The sequence below is a fragment of the Streptomyces sp. NPDC018833 genome, assembly GCF_044390825.1.
GTDB lineage: Bacteria > Actinomycetota > Actinomycetes > Streptomycetales > Streptomycetaceae > Streptomyces.
In genome coordinates, this window is record NZ_JBIRZM010000012.1 from 208,151 (window position 1) to 224,792 (window position 16,642).

A 16,642-nucleotide genomic window follows, 5' to 3' on the forward strand; every position below is an offset into this window, starting at 1 on the left:
GGTCGAGCGCACCGGTGGTCGAGCGCACCGGTGGTCGAGCGCACCGGTGGTCGAGCGCACCGGTGGTCGAGCGCACCGGTGGTCGAGCGCACCGGCGGTCGAAGGCACCGGCCGTCCAACGCACCGGCCGTCCAACGCACCGGCCGTCCAACGCACCGGCCGTCGAGCGTACCGGCGGTCGAAGGCACCGGCCGTCCAACGCACCGGCGTCGAGTGCCGGATCAGTAGTTCTGCCACTCCTGGTTGGTGTACTCCAGGATCACGGGGTCCATCAGGGTGCTGGCCCGTACGTCGCGCGGTCGGCGGTCCACGGGGAAGACGGTGGCCGCGTCGAGGACGGCGTCGTCCAGGAACCGCAGCGTCGGGGCGTCCTCGGCGAGGCGCAGGGACGGCGGCGGGCCCTCGGTGCCGGGAACGGCCAGGACGAAGCCCCAGTTGCCGAAGCTCGGTACGTCCACCTGGTATTCGGTGGTGCGGTAGCCGGCCTCGCCGATCGTCGCGGCGATGGACCAGTACGACTTGGGCGCGAAGAACGGTGAGCCGCCCTGCACCACGACTTGGCTCTCCGGATGCAGGACGTGCCGCAGCAGGTGGTAGAACTCGACCGAATAGAGCTTGGCCAGCGCCGCGTTGTCCGGATCGGGGAAGTCGATGACGACCGTGTCGTAGCGCCGGCTGGCGTCGCGCAGCCAGTTGAAGGCGTCGGCGTTGACGGTGTGGACCCGTGGATCGGCCAGGGCGCGGCCGTTGAGCTCGCGCAGCGGTTCGAAGGTACGGGCGAGCCGCGTCATCGCCGGATCGAGGTCGACCAGCGTGACCTCCTCGACGTCGTCGTAGCGCAGGATCTCCCGCAGGGCCAGGGCGTCACCGCCGCCCAGGATGAGCACGGACGACCGCTTCCCCGACAGGGCGGGGTGGGCCAGGGCCTCGTGGTAGCGGTACTCGTCGACGGAGGAGAACTGCAGGTCGCCGTTGAGGAACAGCCGTGTGTCGGGCTCCCCGGTGAAGGCGGTGGACCGGGTGACGACGATGTCCTGGTACGGCGTCGTCTCGGCGTGGATGATCGGGTCCCGGTAGAGCTGCTGCCGCGCGGTGATCTCGATGTCGTCCGCCAGCGCGTACACCGTGCCGAGTACGGCGAGGACGGCGGCCACCCCGGCGAGCAGCGCGGTCCGCACCACACGTCGGGTCTCGCGGCGGAAGATCCACAGCACGACGAGCACGCCCGCCACCGCGTTGACGGCACCCACCACCAGCGCGCCCTTGAGCTGGCCGAAGGCCGGCAGGAGCAGCAGCGGGAAGCACAGACCGCCGACCAGTGCCCCGATGTAGTCCACGGCGAACATGTCGGCGACGGCGCTGCCCGCCTCCTGGCGCCTGATCCGCTGAAGCAGCGTCATCAGCAGCGGTATCTCGGCTCCGATGAGGAGGCCGACGAGAAACGAGACCACCACCATGGACGGCATGTAGATCCGCAGCCAGGCGAACGACACGTAGAGGACGAGGACCGACAGACCGCCGGTCAGCGCGAGCAGTCCCTCCACGAGGGCGAAGGCGCCGACCGCGCGCCGCTGCAGCGGCTTGGCCGCCAGGGAGCCGATGCCCATGGCGAAGACCATGACGGAGATGACCACGGACGTCTGCATCACCGAGTTGCCGATGAGGTAGCTGCCCAGCGCCGTCAGCGCCAGTTCGTAGACGAGGCCGCAGGCCGCGCAGAGGAACACCGAGAAGAGCAGCAGGAAGCGCGCCCCCCGCGAGTGGGCCGCGGGCGGGCGCGCGGTGACCGTGGTGCCGCGGTCGAGTGCGGTGGTGCCCATGCGAGGTTATGAGACGGCGGCACCGACCATGAAGGCCGTGCCGATGTACATCGCGGCCTGGACCCAGGCGGCGGGGTGGGGACGGTCCCCGTTGTCGTCGAGCACGGCGGCGCCCAGGCGGCCCGGGATCAGCAGACCCACTATGACGGAGACGAGCGTCATCACGGCGACTCCGGCGAGGCCGTACAGCAGGGTGCTGAACAGGCCGAGGCCGAGGCCCTGCTCGGACTCGCTCGCCCGGATGGACTGGTCGATGACGAGACCGATGGCGATCGTCTGGCCGGCGAGCAGGACCGCGGCGCCGCGGTTGCGCTCCGTCCACACCACATGGACGAGCTTGCCGGGGGTCACGAGGTCGAGTGCGATGAAGCCGACCGCCATCACGATGAAGCCGGTCATGCCGTAGAGCAGGGCGGTGCCTGCCGACTCGAGGATCTCTGCCACGGGGGTGCCTTTCGGGGACGTCGTCGGGGAGTTCGGGTGGGTGGACCGGAAGCGGTTACTTGCCGGAGCCGGGGCCGCCGCCGCGGAATGCGTTGCTCTCCGGGTCCGGCCACACGTTGCGGATGTGGGACCTCCAGCGGCGGTGGCCGTTGCGGTAGTCGTCGACCTCGATCTGGCTGCCGCCCTTGTAGGGGCTTATCGCGACGATGTCGTCGCGGTAGCGCAGGAACACCAGGTCGCCGTCGTCGATGCGGTCGACGGCGTCGGTGTGGCCGTCGATCTCCTTGGCGACCTTCGACGTCTTGTCACTGCTGTCGGTGTAGATCGGGCCGACGCCGTCGTACTCCTGGTGGATCCACGACCTCGGCGCGTCGTTGCCGTCGTCCGGTTCACCGGCACAGGCGGTGAGCGCGACCGTGGCGAGCATCGTCACGCTGATGAGTCGGGCGGTCTTCATCGGGCCTCCAGCCGGGTGTGCGTCGCCACGATCTGGCGGCTCTGCGGGTACGTGTGCCAAGTGCGCCAGCTCACTCCGGTGCTGTGCCGCTCGACGATCAGGGCGGTGACGGCCTCGGCGGAGCCCGGGAAGATTCCGTACAGCGCCCCGGGATGCTCCCCGGACCGGCTGCGGATCCACGCCACCCGTGTGCTGAACTGCGCCGCGGCGAAGTGCCGGACGCGCGCGCCGAAGTGGTAGCCCCAGTCGTCGAAGTCCTGCACCGCCGTCGCCGGCAGTCCCCCCGCGACGCCGGGCAGGCAGGCCACGGTCTCCCGTACCGGGCCCGCGAAGACCTGATGGGAGGCGCCGAGCAGCCTGAGCTCGACTTCGAGCCCGCCGACCGTCAGATGGCGCACGGCAAGGGCGTCGAGCGCGGGCCGGCCCAGGGAGAAGGAGAGCTGCTCCGCGTCGGTGTCGAGGTAGGGAGTGCTGAGTGTTATGCCGCTCACTTAACGCTTCCCGCCGGGATGTCGGCTGCGGTCGTGGCGGGGCGCTGTCCTGGCGCGGCCGTCCGGTTTCTGCGATCGGCACCGGAGGCGGATCCGGTGCCGAGGACGGCGGGCACGGGCTTCAACAGTGATCCCCACGACTTCGTAAACGGGCAGCGAGCGCGCCGAGTATGGCACAGCGCTTCCACGTCTCCTCGCGGGGGTGGGCAGCCCGGGGTGCGGCGGCCCTGGCGGCCCGGGCCGCCGCGGGCGTGGTCAGCCGGTGGCCGTCCGCAGGTACCTCTCGTGGTCGTCCGCGGAGACCTTGCTGCCGGAGGCGGGGAGCAGTTGCGGAATGCCGTCCACGATCGGGTAACTCAGCTGCAGACGCGGGTTGTACAGCACGTCCAGACCGGCCGGCCGCACCAGCGGCCCCTTGTCGAGCGGGCAGGCCAGGATCCGCAGCAGCGGGTCGTCCGGATTCATGGGGCGGCTCCTCGTTCTCGTGGACTGCGTCGTGGGCGGGCGGCTCGGCGGTTTCAGGTCCGAGGGTCGTGGCGCGGCATGGCCAGGAGCACCGACAGCGCCAGAGCGGTGCCGGCCAACCGCAGGGTCAGCAGCAGCGGATCGTCCGGGAGCCGCTCCCCGAAGGTGAGCGTCCCGAGCACCGCCGTGAACAGACAGGTCACCGTCGTGCAGACGGGCACGATGAGGGAGGCCCTGCACCGCTGGAGAGCGGCCTGGGACATCACGAGGCCGGCCGCCGCCGTGAACAGCAGCAGATACGGATACGGGGAGGCGAACAGCGACCGGGCCGCCTCCCCGATGCCCGCGCCCGTCAGCCTTCCGGACGCGCCCTTGATCGCCAGCGAGCTGACGCCGTAGAGCAGCCCTACGGCCACGCCGTAGCCGATGCCGTTCGTCGGCACCCGGTGGCGCTTCCTCGCCCGCGCCTCCACCCTCCCGTACAGCCACACGCCGACCGCGAGCGCCGGTACGCACACGAGGAGCACCAGCGTCCACGGCGCCCCGGTGCTCACGACATCCTCGCCCTCGCGCACCGAGGCGACGACCATCAGCAGGGCGACCAGCACGGCGCCGAGCGCGTAGCGCTCCCGCCCGGACGGCTGTTCGCCCAGCACCGCGGACGACAGGAGCAGGAGCAGGACGAGACCGGACACGAAGATGCCCTGCGCGGCCGCAATGGGCAGCGCCCGGTAGACGATCAGCTGCGCGACGAACCCGGCGGCGAGCGCCAGTGCCCCGGCGATCCACAGCGGGCTGGCCAGCAGCACCCCGACGACGCGCAGCGGCCGCCGGGCCGACAGGGAGGGCAGTGCCCCGAGCGCCCGCTTCTCCACCACGAACCCCACGCTGTACAGCACGTTGGCCAGCAGCGCCGCGCCCACACCCCACCACATGCCGCTACCTCCGCCGTGCGTGGGCCAGCAGGACGGAGGAGGCCGACGGGACGGCGCACGCGGCCCGGTCCAGCCACCGCAGTCCACGCGGCACCCCGTGGAACGGCGCCCCCGCGATTCGGACGACCTCGAAACCCGACGCGGTGAGGAAGGAACGCAGCGCACGGGCGGTGTACAGCCGCAGATGGCCGACCACTTCACGGCCGGGCCGGCCGTGGATGCCGCGCAGGCTCACCTCCGAGAACACCGGCTGCCACCCGGCGAGCAGCAGGACGCGGTTGTACCAGGCGGCGAGGTTCGGCGTGGACAGCATCAGATGACCGCCCGGCCGCAGGATCCGCCGCACCTCGTCCAGGGCCCGGTCGGGGTCGACGAGATGCTCGACGACCTCGCTGAACAGCACGGCGTTCGCACAGCCGTCGGCGAACGGCAGGCCGCCCCGGTCGAGCTCGCCGCGCACCACATGCGCGAGCCGGGGCCGGGCCCGGCGCAGGGCGTCCTGCGACCAGTCGACACCGACGATCCGGTGTCCCGCGAGGATCGGCGCCGCGGCGGCAGCCGCGCTGCCGTCCCCGCAGCCGACGTCGACGACGAGCGCGCCGGGTGCGCCGAGCGCGGCGGCCAGCATCCGCGCCTGGCGCCTGCTGCGCGCGTCGCCCGACGCCACCGGCACGGCGGGGTTCTCGTAGAAGTCACGGAGCTCCGGGGGAGCGGTGCTGCTCACAGAGCCTCCGCGTCGGTCGCCGCCAGACGGCGGGTGAACAGGTGCAGCAGCCGCCGCCCGTCGTCGTCGCCCAGCAGCGCCCGGGACCAGCGCAGCACCAGATGCAGCCTGCCGCCCGTCGAGGCCGTGGTGACGGTCAGTCCACGGGGCATCCTGGCGGGCGCCGAGAACCAGACGGCGCTCGCCCGGCCCGCCTCGCCGAAGTCGAGCGGGTACGGGATCCGGCCGATGTTGCTGAGCAGCGTCGTGGAGGTCCACGGCGAGGCGAGCAGCCGCAGGCCCCGCGTCGCCGCCGCCCGGGCGCCGACGGGCAGCACCGGCGCGGTCAGCAGCGCGGCCGCGCGCCCCAGCGGGGGCCGGGGCAGTGCCTTGAGGGCCCGGGTGCGCTCGGCTGTGCGCCGCAGCAGCTCGGCCGGGTCCGTGTCCGCCGCCACCTCGGCGGTGGTGAAGCCGACCTCGACCAGGCGGGTGCCGTTGCCGATCGGCATCTCGGGCCCACGGCTGCGGTCGTCGACGGGCATCGTGATGCGCAGCGGGCGCTCGGGCGCGCCCTGTTCCCGGTTCCAGTCGGCGACGGTCAGGGCCGTGGCGACCATCAGCTGGTCGTTGACCGTGTACGGGGCGCCGGACTCCCGCCGCGGCACGGGCAGTTCGGCGACGAGCATCGCATTGCCGGGTACTGGGCCGGGTCTGCCCGCCGCGACCCGGGCGGGCCGGGCCACCGCGGGCGTCCGGCCCGCCTGTCGCGTCGCCGGTGCCGCCAAGGGCCGGACGACGGACGGTACGACGGGGGCCGGTCGTCCGCCCAGCAGTTCGGCGGCCGTCGCCGCGAGCCGCAGGCACGACGGGCCGTCCAGCGCCGTGTGGTGGATCGTGAAGAGCAGCACGCAGCCACTCCTCCCCGGTTCCTCGACCACCTCGAGGCGCAACGGAGGCGACGACGCCAGGGAAGGCGCCTCGGTGAGCGCGCGTTCGCGGGCGCGTGCGAGCGCGCCGGGCGCGCACGGGGGGAAGGAGACGACCTCGGTGTCCGGCCCGTCCGTGAGCTCCCACTCGTAGCGCAGGGCGAGCGGGCCGCGTGCCCGCTCCCGCATCAGCGCCCGCGGGTGCCGGGTGAGCGCGCGGGTGAACGCGTCGCGCAGCCGGGCCGGTTCGACGCGCCCGGGGAGGTGGATCTCGATGTGCACCGTGTTGGGCTCGGCGCGGTCCGTGCAGTGCCGTGCCACCTCGTCGACGACGGGAAACGGCACGCGCGGCAGCGGTCTGTCCGCCGCCTCGCCGGAGAAGGACGGACGTTGAACGGTGGCCATCAGGCACTCCCTCGGTCGTGGTCGAACCCTCGCCGGCCGCCGCCCTGCGCTTCTGGACCGGGCGGGCCGTCGGGCTGCGTCCCCGGGACGGCCGGCCGGTCGGCCCGATGGGCCCCGGCCCGGCGCTCCCGCCCCACCGTCACCAGTGCGGCGAACAGGGCGGTGAGCGCCAGCAGTTGGGCCACCGGTCCGTACGCGCCCCTGCCGAGGGCCGCCGCCTCCCCGCTGCCGGCGACCGCGGCGATCCCCGCACCGGCCATGGCCGCGAACGCCAGCGGGCCGAGGAGCGCGGGGCGCAGCCAGGCCACGACCGCGAGGACGGGCACCACCGCGGCGACCGGGCCGGCGACCACCGCACCCACCAGGGTCAGCGCGACCGTGCCGAGCAGCAGACCGGGACCGGGCGGCACCGGCTGCTGCTGCACGGTCACCGGCGGGCGGGAGCGGCGGCGGACGAAGGCGAGAGCGGCGAGTGCGATCAGCAGCCCCCCGGCGACGGCCAGACCGGCGTCGTACAGGCGCGAGGGCTCGTACAGGAGCGTCACCGTGCCGCCCTGCCCCGCCGGGACGAGCCACGCCTGCTGCCATCCGTCGATCCGCAGAGGGGACAGCTCCCTGCCGTTCAGCGTCGCCTTCCAGCCCGGATTGTGGTTCTCGTGGATCTGGAGGTACGAGGGGTCTCCCGCGCCCACCCGCACGGTTCGCCGGTCGCCGCCGCCGGAGACGGCCTCCACCTGGCGCCCCGCGCTCACGGCGCCCCGCGACGGACCGGTGGAGAGGGTGATCCCGGTGACGGCCAGCGGACCGGCGTCCCCCGCCTCGATCGTGTGCGTCCGCCGGTCGAGCGGCACCCGGCTGTCCTCGGTGCAGAGCGACACGGCGACCGGTCGGCGCTCCGTCAGATCCCGTACCCGTCCCTCGGCGCGTGTCTCGAGGAATTGTCCGTCGACCGACACGACCGGCCCCTTGCCGCACGGCAGGGTGAACGTGTCGTCCGGATCCGGCTGCGGCGCGCGGAACCTCTCCAGGGCCGGGATGTGGACCTCGCTCAGCCCGACCGGCAGCTGCAACTGGTCGTCGGCGACCGGGTTGTGCAGGGTCAGCGGTGCCACGCGGGAGATCGTGATGTCCATCCGGTCGGTGGTGATCGGGGAGAACCGCGCCATGCCGTTCTCGTCCACCGCCGCCACCGCGGTCCCGTCGGGGGAGCTGATCTGCACCTGCTCGGGCCGCGTGGCCAGGCCCCCGGCCGCCGCGAACACGATCTCGCCGACCGAGGTCTTCTTCGGCCAGGACAGGTGCAGCACGGGGCGTTCCCCGGCGACCCAGGCCGTGGTCAGGTCGCCGTCGGTCAGGTTGCGGGGGCTGAGATTGGTGCCGAGGCGTGCGGTGGAGTCGGCGCTCACGAGGATCTTGTCGCGCTGCCCGGTGAGGTCGAACAGCAGGTCGTCGAGCGCGTCGCCCGGTACGGGCAGGGCGGCGGCCCGCACCGTGTGGTCGCCCGACCGGACGGCGTCGAACTGCCGGTGCAGCCCCACCTCCGCGGGCACCGCGGACAGACCCCCCGGATCGCTGCCGCGCCGCAGCGCGTAGACGACGGAGTCGGCCCCTTCGCGCGGCGCGTCGGCGGGCAGCTGAAGCATCCGGGTCACCTGCACACCGGGGACCGAGATCTCGGTGAACCCCGCGCCGGTCAGTCCCGGGCGGCCCTGCTGCGAGTCGAGGATCGTCACCTTCAGCCATGTCGCGGCACCCTGGGGCGCGGCCACCTCCTGCGTGGTCCCGTCGGGCCGCAGGGGGCTGACCCGGCTGCCCCGGTCCGTCTCCACCCGTACGGTGGTCGGGGCCGCGCGCACATTGGCGCTGGGCAGCGGTGTCAGCGACAGCTTCTCGGGAATCGTCGTCGGGCCGGCGAAGGCGATACGCAGCCACTCGCCCTTCGGCGAGCCCGGTGAGCCCTCGGCCCAGCCGGTGTCGGGGTTGCCGTCGAAGGCGTTCACCGGGTCGTACTGGGGCAGGTGGAACAGCCAGTTCCCCACGGAGGAGGCGCTGACGGACGCAGCGCCCCGCAGCACGGCCGTCGTCCGGTGCCGCTCCCCGGTGGACGGCAGGATCTGGCGCGGCTGTGCGCCCGGGTCCTGCACCGCGCCTTCCGGATTGCGTTCGTCACGGGTGTACGTGTGGGACGTGTGGGAGTTCACCAGCCCGAACCGGGTGTCGGCACGGCGCATTCCGTCACCCGCCGCGTACAGCGGCGGCCGGTCGACCCCCGGATGCGCGTCACCCGCGAGGACGGCGGGCCGCCCGGCCAGGACGCCGTCCGCGGACAGCGGCAGCAGGCTCTCGGGCCCGCCGCTGACGACCGCCGTAGCCGCCACCGGCGTCAGCCGCGCGGCGCCGGGACGGGTGGTCCCCGCAGGCGGTTCGTAGATCTCCACCGCGCGCTGGCGCGGGAACAGTCCTTCGACCTGCACGGGGGTGTCGTCCGCGATGCGGCCGCCCGTCAGCACCGGCCCGAACCCGGTGACCCGCCGGTATCCGGACGCCTCCAGGGTCCGCTTCACCGTCGTGGTCGGGACGTGGCCGATCTGGTCCGGGTCGAGGTCGTTGCGCACGACGACGTAGTGCAGACCCGCGCGGCCCAGGTACTCGCTCAGGCCCGGCACTTCGCCGCCCGACGTCAGCGCCTGCTCCACCGCGTCCATGGCCCGGCGGTTGCCGGGCGTCCCGAAGGGCACGTAGTCGCGCTGTGCCCACGGCGAGCGGGCCAGCACGTCCAGCGGCTGGTCGATCGGCGAGCCCCAGGTGTAGAGGCCGTGCGCGGTCGCGGGCACGACGAGGGCGCGGTCGTCGGCCGAGTTCTCCGCCAGCCAGTCGGCGGTCGTCTCCCAGTACGCGGGCAGTTGCCGGAAGGAACCGGGCTGCAGGATCGAGCCGTTGAGGTACGGCCAGCACAGGCCGGGCAGCACCAGTGCGGCCGCTGCCATTGGCACCAGACGCCGCGCACGGGCGGGCAGCGTCCGGGGCACGGCGGCGGTGAGATACATGAACCCCAGGGCGAGCGCGAGCGCCAGGCCGGTCTGGAACTTGTAGATGTTGCGGAACGGCACCAGCGGACCGTTCAGCCAGTCCCGCACGGTCTCATGGAAGGGACCGCCCAGCGCGCCACCGTATCCGGCCAGAGTGACGAGGGCGACCGTCAGGACCGTCAGCACCAGCCAGCGACGCTCGGGCAGATCGCGCCGGGCGAGGCCGGCGAGGCCGAGCGCCGCGGCGAGCGCCGATCCGGCGATCACCGCGACCGAGGTGGCGACGGTCCAGCCGGCGGGCAGCCAGGGCTCGCCGAAGTTCAGATAGCCCACCCAGTTCCCCGCCCCGCGCAGCACCTCGGTGGCCGACATCGTCGCGGTGGTGGTCTGCGAGGTCTCCACGTACGGCATGAAGTTCTCGCCGTACGTCCCGAGGAGCAGCAGCGGAACGACCCACCAGGCCGTCGCGAGGATGACGCAAGGGGTCCACCAGGCGATCAGGGCGCGCTTGCGCGCACCGCCCGGCCGGCTCAGCAGATACAGGCCGACGGGCAGCAGCGAGGCAAGGGTGGACGCGGCGTTCACACCGCCCATGAGCGGAATCAGCAGCGCGGAGCGCGCGGCGGCGATCCGGGGGCTGGTGCGCGGATCGGTCAGCGGCAGGACCACCCAGGGGAGAAGCGCCCCGGGCAGGGCGGCTGCCGACGTCGAGCCGACGACGATGGTGTACGTCGGCCACAGCGCGTACATCGCGGCACCGGCGGTCCGGGTGGCGGCGGACCCGGTGCCCAGGCGCTCGGCCAGGCGCAGCGCACCCCAGAAGGCGGTGGTGACCACGAGTGAGAGCCACAGCCGTTCGGCGAGCCACACGGGCAGCTGGAGCAGATCGGCGGCGGCGTGGAAGGGCAGCATCGGGATCGCGTAGCCGATGTACTGGTCGGCGATACCGCCGAAGCCGGCCCGGTCGTGCCACAACTGCCCCAGATCACGAAGGAACTGCCACGGGTCGGCCACGACACCGAGCTTCGTCTCGAACGTCATCCGCCCCGGCGACACCGCGAGGAAGGCCACGAACACCGCGGCCCAGAACCCCAGCAGCCAGCGGCGCGAGCGCGGCGGCGGGGGCGGTGCTCCGGGCGGCGCGGTCCCGGCCGAGGGGGAAGCGGGCGGTCGTGCGTGGACAGCGCTGGTCATGAACACCGCCGGAGGATGAGAAGGAGGTTCCATGTGGCGAACTCCCGCAGCCCCGGCACCTGCGGGACGATATGGGGGACGACGGGCCAGTACCGCGACCGAGCGGAGACGATCTCCACATCGCCGCGGCCCCTGACGTGCCGCAGGGTCGTTCCGACGCCGATGGCGAACAGGTTCTGCCCGAGGCGGTGCTTGGCCGGTCGGCCGGTCCGGCGTTCGTACCGGGCACGGGCGCGCTCGGCGCCGAGGTAGTGCCAGGGCGCCCATTCGTGACCGCCCCAGGGAGACAGCCAGTTGGTGAACGAGACGTAGATCAGTCCGCCCGGCCGGGTGACGCGCACCATCTCGCTGAGGAACGTGCGCGGGTCGGACACGTGCTCCAGCACGTTGGAGGAGAAGCAGACGTCGGCCGCGCCGTCGGCGAGCGGCAGCAGATAGCCGTCGGCGACGACCGTGCCCGCGCCCGGCTGGGCGGCGAGCTCGGCCGGGTCCGGTTCGAAGAGGTAGCTGTGGGCGCCGCGCCTGCGGAACTCCCGCGTGAAGTACCCGCCTCCGCCGCCGATGTCGACGACGATCCGGCCGTTGAGCGCGATGTGGCGCTCGACCTGGTCGGCCGCGTCCCGCGCCAGCAGGTCGTAGGCGGTGCGGGGGTCGTCCTGCTCGCGCAGGAAGGCACGGAGGAGGGTGAGGGAGCGGCGGAACGACGGGTCCTTCACCTGCGTGCGCCCGTCGCCATGGCACCGGCGGCCCGGGCGCGTTCCACGGCCTCCGCCGCCACCGCCCCGAACTGCCGTACGGTGCTGCTCCAGTGAAAGGCGGTGGCGCGCTCGGCCGCGGCCTTGCCCATGACCTCACGGCGGTCGTCGTCGAGCGCCAGCGTGCACCACGCCGCGGCGAACGACGACTCGCCGCGGACGAGGACGCCGGTGACACCGTCCTCGACCGAGTCCCGCAGGCCCGGCACGTCGAAGCCGAGCGCGGGTGTGCCGCGCGCCCCCGCCTCTGTCACCACGAGCCCCCAGCCCTCGACGGCCGAGGGATGCAGCAGGAGCCAGGACGCGCACAGCAGCCGGTGCTTCTCCTCCTCCGTCACATGGCCGGTGAACTCCACCGATGAGCCCGCGAGGTGTTCGAGCCGCTGCCGTTCGGGGCCGTCGCCGACGATGACGAGCCGGCCGCCGGTCACGGGCCTGACTCTTTCCCACAGCCGCAGCAGGAGGTCGATGCGCTTGTAGTCGACCAGCCGGCCCAGCGCCAGGAAGAGCGGGGTCGCGGAGCGCGGGCCGCGCGGAGCGGGCTCGTGGACGCCGTTGTGCACCAGGCGGATCTGCCGCTGGTCCACCCCGATGGCGCGCAGGGCCTCCGCCGTGGACGGGGACACCGCGACCAGGAGGTTGCCCCGGTGCGCGCGCGCGAGGGCCCAGTGTTCCAGCAGCCGCCCGGCCCGTGCGACGGGTGCCGGGAAGCGCATGTCCCACAGCTCGGTGTGCACATGGTTGACCAGGCACAGGGTGGGTCCCCGGTGCCACAGCGGTGTCAGGTACGGCATCCCGTTGCAGACCTCGACGAGCAGGTCGCAGGCGCCGACCTGCCGGGCGAAGGCCGAGCGGGCGGCTGCGTAGTGGCCCAGCGTGCTGCCCGCCGACACGACGCGGTAGGACCGCCGGTGCGTGGCGGGGCCGCCGCACAGCAGGGTGACGTCGTGGCCCGCGTCCGTGAGGCCGCGGGCGAGTTGGTCGATCAGCAGCTCGGAGCCGCCGGCGGCCGGGTTGTCCAGGTCGCGGTGGGCGAGGAAGGCGATGCGGTGGGGACGCTCGGGGTCGTGCGGGGCGGCCTGGGTGCGGCCGAGCGGGTGCCGGTGCGGGTACTGTCCGGCGCCGAGCAGTGGGGGAGGTACGTGCTGGGGCATGCGGCTCCAACTCGTTGTGCGGTGTGGGAGGTTGGGGGACGGCCGCTGGGTGGGGGAGCGGCCGGCAGGCCGGTGCGGTGACCGGGGTTGGGGGGTGGGTGACCGGGGTGGGGCCGTGCTGTGGTGGGACAGCCAGTGTTCGGTACGTGTTCGACGCACGGCTACTCACGGGTCTGACAACTTGTTCGAATGTCAGGTCGGTTGATTCGTCATCAGGTGAGCATCCGGATTCACTGCTTCCGGTCGGCGTCCACGCGCTACGAGAGCACCGCCCACGAGGGTGAGCACCGCTCCGAGGGTGGCGGCTCCGGCCGGAGCGGTCGTGCCGAGCAGCGCGAGCTTCCGGCTGTCCGCCGAGGCCAGCTCCACCTGCTGCCGTTGGGTACGGGGCGTGAAGGCGATCTTCTCACTGGCCAGGAGCACGACCGCGTCCTTGTCCGCGCCCGGTGCGCGCAGGGTCTTCCTCGGTCCGATGGCGGCGTACACGATACGGCCGGTGCGCCGGTCCGCGACGAGCTCGATCCCGCTGTTGGCGTACCACTCCTCGGCGAGCACCTGGGGGCTCTTCGGCCTGCCCACCAGCCGCCCCGGCACCTGGCGCACGCCCGTCCTGGTGGGCGCCACACTGCCGGTGAACCGGAGTCCCTCGTATCCCTGCACCTTTGTGCGGCCCGTGTAGCGGAGCTGTACAACGGCGCCGAGCGTGCCGTCCCACCAGCGGTAGCCGCGCTCCTCGACGTCGAAGGGGAACTTCAGGTACGCCTCGCCGTCGAAGACCGGCGACTCCCGGCAGCAGTGGACCGGCTCGTTGGTGGAGCGGTCCGTGACCCAGCGTTCCAGCGTCCACTGCAGGGAGTCCCGGGTGTCGGACGCGGGCAGGGTGTCGTCGGTGTCGACGGAGGTGGACACGTCCCAGACGGCGTTGCCGCTCTCGACGCTGTCGGCGACGTCCCCCCGGACCTGCCGGGTGACCGTGATCGTCTTCCCGTGCACGGTCTTGAGCTTCCCGGTGTCGAAGTAGCTGCCGGTACCGGTGAAGACCGTCGTGGTGTCCACGTCGATCGGGGTGCGCTTGGCGTGCGGCTGGACGTACGCGACCAGAAGAGGGGCGAGGACGAGCAGGAAGACCCCGGCTCCCAGCAGGACAAGGGACATCGGTGAGGCGGTACGGCGCATCCGGGCACTCCTGAATCGAGAAACTCGCAGGGAGGTGCACGGGTCCCCGGGCCGGTCAGCCCTTGAGGGCCAAGACAGTAGGCAGCCACTTGACGGATTGTCAATGTCCTGTCAACACTTGCGTCCAGCCGGTGGGGGCCGGCCCATGGGGTGGGGATCGTCTCCAACGAGGAGCTGACCCGACTATGCGCAGACTGTCCGCCGCCGCTGCCACCGCGGTGATCGCCGCGGTACTCGCCGTGGGCACGGCCTTCGGGATCGTCGCCTTGCTGAACGCCACGCCCGACCAGCCGAACGTCCCATTGATCAGCTACGACACCGCCCCGCCCCGCCGATGACGCGCCCGGCCTGGAGCGAGGTGCCCAAGCCGCAGGTGGAACGGTTCGCCGCCATCGCCCTCGGCGAGGCCGGCGAACTCGCGCAGGCGATCCTCCACCAGATCCGCCAGGACTTCCCGCACCTCAGGCTCGTGGAGGACGACTCCGGCGAACCGATGGCGCTCATCGGCATCCGGCGCGCCATCGAGGGGTTCGTGCAGCACCTGGCCTCAGGGGCGCTCAACCCCCGGGTGCCGCCCGAGGTGTTCCAGGAGTTCGGCCGGGGCGAGGGCCTCAACGGCCGCAGCCTCGACTCACTTCAGGCCATCTACCGGCTCGGAGTCCGGCTCGCGTGGCGGCGGTTCGCCGAGATCGGCCAACAGGTCGACATCGCCGCGCCGGCCATGTACGAGCTGGCCGAATCCGGTTTCGAGTACCTGGACGGGCTGGTGGAGCAGTCGGTACGCGGCTACGCCGAGGCAGCGGCCCGCCGAGCCGGTGAACGCCTGCGGCTGCAACGGCAGTTCATCGACCGCCTGCTGGTCCAGCACCGCGGCGACCCGGTCGACGCGCTCGGGGAACGGGCCGCCCGCATCGGCTGGGAGCTGCCCGGCACGATCGCCGTGGGCGTACTCATCCGGCCGGCCAGGGAAGCGGTGGCGCCGGCCGTCGGCCAGGGCATCCTCCTCGACATGGAGAGCGAGCAGCCCCGCATCGTCATCCCCGAACCGGACACCGCGGGCCGCTCGGAGATGGTCCGGCGCGCCACGGCCGGCTGGTCCGGCGCGATCGGCCCCTCCGTACCGCTCGCCGCCGCCGCGACCTCGCTGCGGTGGGCGGAGACGGCGGTACGGCTGGTGGAGAGCGACCTGCTGCCCCGGGGGGAGGTGCTGCACTGCACCGAACGCACGGAAGAGTTGGTGCTGTTGCCGTCCCAGGAACTGATCGACGCGGCGGCCCCACGCTGTCTGGCGCCCCTGGAGGGCATGAGCCCGGCCCAGGCGCGCCGCCTCGCCGCGACCGTCCTTGCCTGGCTCGAAACCTCGGGCGGCGCACCCGAGGTGGCGATCCGCCTGGGCATCCACCCCCAGACGGCCCGCTACCGGCTGCGCCAGATCCGCGAACTGTGGGGTGACGCACTCGACGACCCGGACCGCCGCTTCGAAATGCTGCTGGTACTGCGCGCGCAACGCCTGCGCGGCGACTCGGCGGACGGACCGGAATGACCGGGCCACGGGGGCGGGCACATCATGCCGCGCTCCGGCACGTGGCCCCGGGCGGGGCCGGTCGGCCTGTGGGCGCGCCTGAGCGGGGTCGGTTGCCGAGGGGCCTTCCCCGGCGTCCCGGGCCGGGGTGTCCGGCTGGTGGGCGTCTGCCCGCGCTGTCGGCCTGCTGCCCCTGGGCGGGGCGGGTCGCCGAGGGGGCTTCCTCCGCGTCCCGGGGCCGGGGTGTCCGGCTGGTGGGCGTCTGCCCGCGCTGTCGGCGCGTGGGCCTGAGCGGGGCCGGTCGGCCAGGGATCTGCCGCGGCGTCAGGGGCCGGTGGGCGCCATCCCGCGCTCACGGGCGCGCAGCGCCTCCCTGCGCGTCACCGCGGCCAGGGACCTGCCGCGGCGTCGGGAGCCGGTGGGCGCCATCCCGCGCTCACAGGCGCGCAGCGCGCCCCCCGCGCGCGTCACCCCGTGCCCGTCGTCCATACGTAAGCCGCCTGTGCCGTGAACTCCCGCTGGCCTCCCGGGAACAGCAGGTCCGCCGCCAGGAACGCCGGGTCGGTCGCCGTCGAGGGGACGTACGGCACGGCGATGCAGCGCATGCCGGCCGCCCGCGCGGCCGCTGCGCCGGGCGGGGCGTCCTCCAGGACGACACAGTCCGCGGGGACTGCGCCCAGGCGGCGGGCCGCTTCCAGGAAGACGTCCGGTTCCGGCTTGCCGCGCCCGACCTCCTCCGCGGAGACGATCAGCCCGATGTGGGCGTCGAGACCGGTCCCGGCCAGCACCGCCTCGATCGCCGCCCGCGACGAGCCCGAGGCGACAGCTGTCGGCACCCCGTCCGCCGCCAGTCGCTCCACGAACTTCCGCATCTCGGGGAAGACGTCCGTCGACGCGCGCGCCAGCTCCAGATAGATCCGGTTCTTCGCCGCCAGCAGCTCGTCGAGCGGCGCGTCGATGGCGTAGCGCGCCCGAAGGATCTCCAGCGTCTCGCGTGTGCCGATGCCGATGAACGACGCGTGCTCGTCCCAGTCGAAGCCCGTCACCCCGTGCGAGGCGAGCAGTCGGCGCCCCGCCTCGTAGTAGTTCGGCTCGCTGTCCACCAGGGTGCCGTCGAGATCGAAGATGACGGAGGGGGTCCGCGCGGTGCTCATGGCGTCCAGCAT

The 16,642-nt window shown here is 73.1% G+C and carries 16 protein-coding genes; 2 read left to right on the forward strand and 14 right to left on the reverse strand.

Going from position 1 to position 16,642, the window contains the following annotated elements:
• Positions 1-221: 221 nt before the first annotated feature.
• The 12 genes from ACH5AF_RS24000 to ACH5AF_RS24055 all read right to left on the reverse strand — a co-directional run bounded on the left by ACH5AF_RS24000 (position 222) and on the right by ACH5AF_RS24055 (position 13,954).
• Entirely contained in the window at positions 222-1,820 is a 1,599-nt protein-coding gene (locus tag ACH5AF_RS24000; RefSeq protein ID WP_398904045.1) for a polyamine aminopropyltransferase, read from the reverse strand.
• A 6-nt stretch (positions 1,821-1,826) separates the two neighbouring features.
• The gene (locus ACH5AF_RS24005; protein WP_398904047.1) at positions 1,827-2,264 is read right to left on the reverse strand and encodes a DUF350 domain-containing protein; all 438 of its coding nucleotides are present in this window, start codon (positions 2,262-2,264) and stop codon (positions 1,827-1,829) included.
• Between the two features lie 55 nt (positions 2,265-2,319).
• On the reverse strand, positions 2,320-2,721 hold the full coding sequence (locus ACH5AF_RS24010) for a DUF4247 domain-containing protein (RefSeq protein WP_398904048.1): 402 nt from the start codon (positions 2,719-2,721) through the stop codon (positions 2,320-2,322).
• Positions 2,718-3,212, reverse strand: coding sequence for a DUF2617 family protein (locus ACH5AF_RS24015; protein WP_398904050.1), 495 nt, complete (start codon positions 3,210-3,212; stop codon positions 2,718-2,720). Before ACH5AF_RS24015 ends, ACH5AF_RS24010 begins: the two co-directional genes overlap by 4 nt.
• Before the next feature lie 255 nt (positions 3,213-3,467).
• Positions 3,468-3,677: a Trm112 family protein gene (locus ACH5AF_RS24020; RefSeq protein WP_398904052.1), complete on the reverse strand. Its 210-nt coding sequence runs from the start codon at positions 3,675-3,677 to the stop codon at positions 3,468-3,470.
• 53 nt (positions 3,678-3,730) lie between these two features.
• Positions 3,731-4,612, reverse strand: coding sequence for a hypothetical protein (locus ACH5AF_RS24025; protein WP_398904053.1), 882 nt, complete (start codon positions 4,610-4,612; stop codon positions 3,731-3,733).
• Between the two features lie 4 nt (positions 4,613-4,616).
• Positions 4,617-5,336, reverse strand: a complete 720-nt coding sequence (locus tag ACH5AF_RS24030) for a class I SAM-dependent methyltransferase (RefSeq protein ID WP_398904055.1) — start codon at positions 5,334-5,336, stop codon at positions 4,617-4,619.
• Positions 5,333-6,646, reverse strand: a complete 1,314-nt coding sequence (locus tag ACH5AF_RS24035; RefSeq protein WP_398904057.1) for a condensation protein — start codon at positions 6,644-6,646, stop codon at positions 5,333-5,335. The genes ACH5AF_RS24030 and ACH5AF_RS24035 overlap by 4 nt, the downstream gene beginning before the upstream one ends.
• Positions 6,646-10,869: an alpha-(1->3)-arabinofuranosyltransferase gene (locus tag ACH5AF_RS24040; protein ID WP_398904058.1), complete on the reverse strand. Its 4,224-nt coding sequence runs from the start codon at positions 10,867-10,869 to the stop codon at positions 6,646-6,648. The genes ACH5AF_RS24035 and ACH5AF_RS24040 overlap by 1 nt, the downstream gene beginning before the upstream one ends.
• The gene (locus ACH5AF_RS24045; protein WP_398904060.1) at positions 10,866-11,585 is read right to left on the reverse strand and encodes a class I SAM-dependent methyltransferase; all 720 of its coding nucleotides are present in this window, start codon (positions 11,583-11,585) and stop codon (positions 10,866-10,868) included. Before ACH5AF_RS24045 ends, ACH5AF_RS24040 begins: the two co-directional genes overlap by 4 nt.
• Positions 11,582-12,778, reverse strand: coding sequence for a glycosyltransferase family 4 protein (locus ACH5AF_RS24050; protein ID WP_398904062.1), 1,197 nt, complete (start codon positions 12,776-12,778; stop codon positions 11,582-11,584). Before ACH5AF_RS24050 ends, ACH5AF_RS24045 begins: the two co-directional genes overlap by 4 nt.
• A gap of 192 nt (positions 12,779-12,970) precedes the next feature.
• Entirely contained in the window at positions 12,971-13,954 is a 984-nt protein-coding gene (locus ACH5AF_RS24055; protein ID WP_398904064.1) for a DUF3068 domain-containing protein, read from the reverse strand.
• A 185-nt stretch (positions 13,955-14,139) separates the two neighbouring features.
• Between ACH5AF_RS24055 and ACH5AF_RS24060 the strand changes: the two genes are divergently transcribed.
• Entirely contained in the window at positions 14,140-14,292 is a 153-nt protein-coding gene (locus tag ACH5AF_RS24060; RefSeq protein ID WP_398904065.1) for a hypothetical protein, read from the forward strand.
• Complete coding sequence (locus tag ACH5AF_RS24065; RefSeq protein WP_398904067.1) at positions 14,289-15,497, forward strand: helix-turn-helix domain-containing protein; 1,209 nt, start codon at positions 14,289-14,291, stop codon at positions 15,495-15,497. The genes ACH5AF_RS24060 and ACH5AF_RS24065 overlap by 4 nt, the downstream gene beginning before the upstream one ends.
• A 303-nt stretch (positions 15,498-15,800) precedes the next feature.
• Here the strand turns inward: ACH5AF_RS24065 and ACH5AF_RS24070 are convergent, their stop codons facing one another.
• Together ACH5AF_RS24070 and ACH5AF_RS24075 are read right to left on the reverse strand one after the other, a co-directional pair.
• Positions 15,801-15,965: a hypothetical protein gene (locus tag ACH5AF_RS24070; protein WP_398904069.1), complete on the reverse strand. Its 165-nt coding sequence runs from the start codon at positions 15,963-15,965 to the stop codon at positions 15,801-15,803.
• The gene (locus ACH5AF_RS24075) at positions 15,944-16,630 is read right to left on the reverse strand and encodes an HAD family hydrolase (protein ID WP_398904071.1); all 687 of its coding nucleotides are present in this window, start codon (positions 16,628-16,630) and stop codon (positions 15,944-15,946) included. The genes ACH5AF_RS24070 and ACH5AF_RS24075 overlap by 22 nt, the downstream gene beginning before the upstream one ends.
• Positions 16,631-16,642: the final 12 nt, after the last annotated feature.